Origin of the sequence: Staphylococcus rostri, assembly GCF_002902145.1 — a bacterium.
GTDB lineage: Bacteria > Bacillota > Bacilli > Staphylococcales > Staphylococcaceae > Staphylococcus > Staphylococcus rostri.
Genome location: NZ_PPRF01000061.1, coordinates 1 through 4,235 on the forward strand (window position 1 = coordinate 1; position 4,235 = coordinate 4,235).

The 4,235-nt window shown below is 37.3% G+C and carries 7 protein-coding genes; all 7 read right to left on the reverse strand.

Features of this window, described 5'->3' with window-relative positions:
- Positions 1–104: 104 nt before the first annotated feature.
- From CD122_RS08850 to CD122_RS08880, 7 genes are read right to left on the reverse strand one after another with little or no spacing between them, the layout of a single operon-like run.
- Positions 105–416, reverse strand: a complete 312-nt coding sequence (locus tag CD122_RS08850; protein WP_103358623.1) for a VRR-NUC domain-containing protein — start codon at positions 414–416, stop codon at positions 105–107.
- Positions 409–621, reverse strand: coding sequence for a hypothetical protein (locus CD122_RS08855; RefSeq protein WP_103358624.1), 213 nt, complete (start codon positions 619–621; stop codon positions 409–411). Before CD122_RS08855 ends, CD122_RS08850 begins: the two co-directional genes overlap by 8 nt.
- Positions 618–1,859, reverse strand: coding sequence for a DnaB helicase C-terminal domain-containing protein (locus CD122_RS08860; protein ID WP_373694278.1), 1,242 nt, complete (start codon positions 1,857–1,859; stop codon positions 618–620). The genes CD122_RS08855 and CD122_RS08860 overlap by 4 nt, the downstream gene beginning before the upstream one ends.
- On the reverse strand, positions 1,849–2,202 hold the full coding sequence (locus CD122_RS08865; protein ID WP_103358626.1) for a hypothetical protein: 354 nt from the start codon (positions 2,200–2,202) through the stop codon (positions 1,849–1,851). The genes CD122_RS08860 and CD122_RS08865 overlap by 11 nt, the downstream gene beginning before the upstream one ends.
- A complete protein-coding gene (locus CD122_RS08870) occupies positions 2,174–2,914 on the reverse strand; it encodes a conserved phage C-terminal domain-containing protein (RefSeq protein ID WP_103358627.1) in 741 nt (246 codons plus the stop codon). The genes CD122_RS08865 and CD122_RS08870 overlap by 29 nt, the downstream gene beginning before the upstream one ends.
- Positions 2,911–3,579, reverse strand: a complete 669-nt coding sequence (locus CD122_RS08875) for a putative HNHc nuclease (RefSeq protein WP_103358628.1) — start codon at positions 3,577–3,579, stop codon at positions 2,911–2,913. The genes CD122_RS08870 and CD122_RS08875 overlap by 4 nt, the downstream gene beginning before the upstream one ends.
- Positions 3,580–3,591: 12 nt before the next feature.
- Positions 3,592–4,116 (reverse strand): DUF669 domain-containing protein, encoded by a 525-nt coding sequence (locus CD122_RS08880; RefSeq protein ID WP_103358629.1) that lies wholly within the window; start codon positions 4,114–4,116, stop codon positions 3,592–3,594.
- Positions 4,117–4,235: the final 119 nt, after the last annotated feature.

Consider the following 4,235-nt stretch of genomic DNA (forward strand, 5'->3'; position numbering starts at 1 on the left):
CCGTTTCCCTACCTGTATATTTAGCCATCTGGTTAACACTGATTTCTTGGCCTTTATACTCATACTTTTTTGACCTATCCTTTGGTATTCTAGGTAACTCCACGTTATCCCTCCTCGATAATTTTTAATGCGTCATCCACGCTATGTGCGATACCATAAATAAATCTGTTTAATATCGCCCAGTCTCGAAATCCTATTTGTTCATCAGACAACTTACCGTCCGGCTTTTTGATTTCAATTGCAATGAATTTTCCGTCAGTCAGTCTGACACCAAACACGTCTGGAAAGCCTTTTGGCAAGAGTTGTATCGTTCTCTTACCAACACGTAACTTTCCGGCATTTGCTCTCCAAACTCTACAACAATCTGAATTATTCAAATTTTCAACAATCATTTTCTGTAACTCTGCCTCAGTCATCTCTGCACCTCTGATTTACGTCTAATTCTTCAAATATCAATTTACTAACTTCATCATAGTCATCAAATGGACTTATACGCTCGCTCACGAGCAATCTATCCACTGCCCAACCCAATTGCACCATTTTCAATTGCATGCGCGTATCGTGGCTGTATTCAACTCTGAATAGGTATCCTAAAAACTCTTTGAACTCTAACACTGTCATGTAAAGAACCTCTGTGTTGATTTGTAGTACTCAAACTTAACAACTCCAGTTGAGCCGTCTTTATTTTTAGCCACATTAACTTCTAGGTCAGACTTATCTTCATCTTGTACGCCTTCACGATTGTAATAATCATCACGGTATAACATGAAGATCATGCTGGCATCCGCTTCAATACCACCAGACTCTTTCAAGTCACTCATCATTGGACGTTTATCATTACGCGATTCTACTCCTCTGTTAAGTTGAGAGAGCAACACGATAACACAGCCTGTTTCATTGGCTATGATTTTTAAATCACGACTTATCTTCTCTACGTCCACACGTCTGTCATTAGACGGGGTGTCAGACGTCATCAGCTGCAGATAGTCTATAAATATCACTTGTGGCTTATCTGACGCTTTAGACGCTTGCTCGCGTATCCTAGACGGTGTTAAATGACTTTCGTCAAAGATATTTATTTTTAACTGCTTGATTTTGTTTAATGCTTTCATGACTTTGTTGGTGTCGTCTGTACTTAATTCTGTTGGACGTTTGATGTCTGAAAGTGGAATACCTTCAATCATCGCAACCATACGTTCTATAACAAGATTACCTGTTGTCTCAAGGCTGAAGAATGACACTTCATAGCCAGCTTTAGCAATGTTCCACATTGTGTTTAACGCAAAGCCAGTCTTACCCATCGAAGGTCTTGCAGCTATTACGTTTAACTGCCCTTTTTCGAAACCATGAATCTTATAGTCTAACAAGCCGTATCCTGTTTTAATCAGTTCTTTAGGCTTATCACTTAAAACTGATTCCATAACTTCAGCAAGGAAAGCATCTGTTTTATTCCCTTGCTCGATACTAATGTCTTTCAGCTTGTTTAATTCATCGAGTAAGAATAAGTACTCTGACTTATTAGGACTGTTTAAAAACACTTGTGAGCACTCTACCGCTTTACGTGTGACATAGTCGTCTAACAAGTTGATTTGATCGCTCATGAAGAATGCTGAATCAGTACCGTTCGACCTACTAATTTGAGTCAAACGGTTGATATCAACAAACCCATGCTCATCTCTGCATTTAAAATAGATTTCGTTTGGATTAACCTTACCTACTTCAAGAATGTAGCTAATGACCTTCTTGATGTCTTTATCAACAAACATGTATGCTTTCAGCTTAAATTTTGAGAATAAGTTAGGGTGTTTCATTAAATTGCACAAGATAGATTCTTCTGTGCTTAAACGGTCAATCATGATTGCGTAACTCCTTAACGAACGCCCTAGCTTTATCCCTAACCGCTTCCCATTCTTTTTTGTATGCAGGATCATGCTCTAACTTATACGCATGCGTCTGCTCGATAGGTTTCTCGTCCGGAATAAATGGTTCAGGTTTGTCAGCTAGTATGTCTGCGATATTAGGTTTGTATTTACTTATCTTGATGAAGTTTTTGAGTTTATTTAACGTCAGCTGGTAATCTCCGTTATTCATCAACATTTCAACCCACGTAAGTGCCTTTTGCTTATTTTGGTTAAACCCCATGTCATATAGGTCTTCTAATTTTTGCAAAATGTTAATAGCTTCTTGCTTGCTCATAGACATTACTATCAGCCTCCACCATTAATTGTTCTAGCACATTACCCTGCTGTTCAACTGCTTCTTGATTCAAATACTTATCAAACTTATTGCTAAATAATGTGCTTGGTTGTAAATATTGTTTCATATGCTCAACGTTAGACCATTCAGCTACTTTGTTATCAATCACTTTAATAAAATCATCTAGTGTGTATCCCTCATTAAACCTAGCCTTAATCAACTTCTGATTTGCTTTTGATTTATGACTGAACTTCTTGCCAGTCTTTCTGTTTAGATGCTCAATAATTTGCTTATATGGGATGTGGACGACTCTACTGTCATTATTAGTTAAGTCATTATTAGTTAAGTCATTATTAGTAGTGTCCGATTTCGCGATTACCATTTTCGCGTCTCCCATTTTCGCGACTTCCATTTTTCGGACACGCGGTTTTTCATGAAGCGTATAAATATATCCATCAAAATCGCCATTATCTTTGCGTTTACTTTGTCTAGTCATATAACCTTTATCAATTAATTCATTGATAATAGACCTTACGCTTGCTTTACCATCTGTAGACATCTTAACCAACTGTGATTGATATATTTCCCAGTCATCCGGCTTCGAAAAAAGGTAACTCATTAAACCTTTTGCTTTCCATGACAGTTCTGCATCTTCAACATAATGTTTACTAGCTATAAAATAGCTACCTGTTGATTTGTCACTTCTGATTATGCTCATGTCTTCTCTCCTTTCAGCATTTTGTTCAATCGATCATCAACTTTGACCCAACTATCTTGTAAATGGTATTTCTCGTTGAAACTTTTAATACCAATCACATGTTGCTCCGAGTGATGGTCTCTGCATAACGCTAATACTTTGTTACCATAGTGATTTATCTTTGTTCTATCACGTCCACGTCCAACCGCTTCAAGGTGTGCTAAATCACTATGTGGCTTACCACAAATCACACATGTACGATTCACTGTCGCCCAATATAAAAAGGCTTTGTCATTCTTTAATAGGTCGCTTGTCTTGTAATTGAGTGGTATGTCGTTATAGAACACCCAATCTAACGTGACCTCTATCACTTGGTTCGCTTGCGTTCTCGTACAATTGCTCAGTGACAACGTGCCATAGCCTTCTACAAAAGATACATAGTCCATAAACATGTAACGCATATACTCTCTAGGTTGACCTGTGTGTGCCTCTATGTCATTACATAGCGCGAATATCTTACGACGTTGCTTGCCAGTGATAGAGTTAGAATCTATCACTGAACAATCAACATCAATTGGCCACTCCACATCCAACAATTCAATTGCTGAATCAGGAATATCGACGTCAGTCACAACAGCATTGTATAAGCCTTTTTTGTTTTTTTGATACTTTACGATTTGCGACATCTAACCACCTCATCAAAATGGAAGATCCTGATCATCTATATCAATTGGGCCGTTTGCATTAGCGAATGGGTTACTATTGGTTTTTGCATTTGACTTAGACTGCGATTTATTTGAATCGTTCTTCTCATTCTCTTTAATACCGATTTTTTCATAGAAAACCGTACCATCAAACGCCCAAAATCTTTTTAATACCGTATTCCATTTGTCCGTGTAATCGTTGTATTTACGCTCTAATTCAATGTTGATAGATTTGCCAATAACGTCTCTATCAGTGAAGTTAAACATCATGTTATTACCTTGAATGCCTAGCGCTTTTAAGAATGAATACAGCCAGTTTTTAGCAAAGCTGTTAGTTGTATCAGCGTTTGCGTAGTGAACAAACTCTCCTTCTTCTTTGTGAGCGAAAGTGATTACAAATTGATCATGTCCATTCTTTGATCGCTTTGCCTCAAAGTTTTTGATTTTTACACTGTATGAACCAGGTTGCATATAGTTCCCTAATTCTTGTGCGCCTTGTAAATTAATATTGAAATTCATAAATGTTTACCGTCCTTTTTATTTATTAGTTTCCATTTCTGATAGCATCAACTAGCATTGATAACGATGCATTTTCAAACTTTTTATTATTAAGTGTTACTGATGGGGAATGTCTTACT

Coding starts and splice junctions, on each gene's coding strand:
- CD122_RS08850 (WP_103358623.1), bottom strand. CDS start 416: ATGACTGAGGCAGAGTTACAGAAAATGATTGTTGAAAATTTGAATAAT.
- CD122_RS08855 (WP_103358624.1), bottom strand. CDS start 621: ATGACAGTGTTAGAGTTCAAAGAGTTTTTAGGATACCTATTCAGAGTT.
- CD122_RS08865 (WP_103358626.1), bottom strand. CDS start 2,202: ATGTCTATGAGCAAGCAAGAAGCTATTAACATTTTGCAAAAATTAGAA.
- CD122_RS08870 (WP_103358627.1), bottom strand. CDS start 2,914: ATGAGCATAATCAGAAGTGACAAATCAACAGGTAGCTATTTTATAGCT.
- CD122_RS08875 (WP_103358628.1), bottom strand. CDS start 3,579: ATGTCGCAAATCGTAAAGTATCAAAAAAACAAAAAAGGCTTATACAAT.
- CD122_RS08880 (WP_103358629.1), bottom strand. CDS start 4,116: ATGAATTTCAATATTAATTTACAAGGCGCACAAGAATTAGGGAACTAT.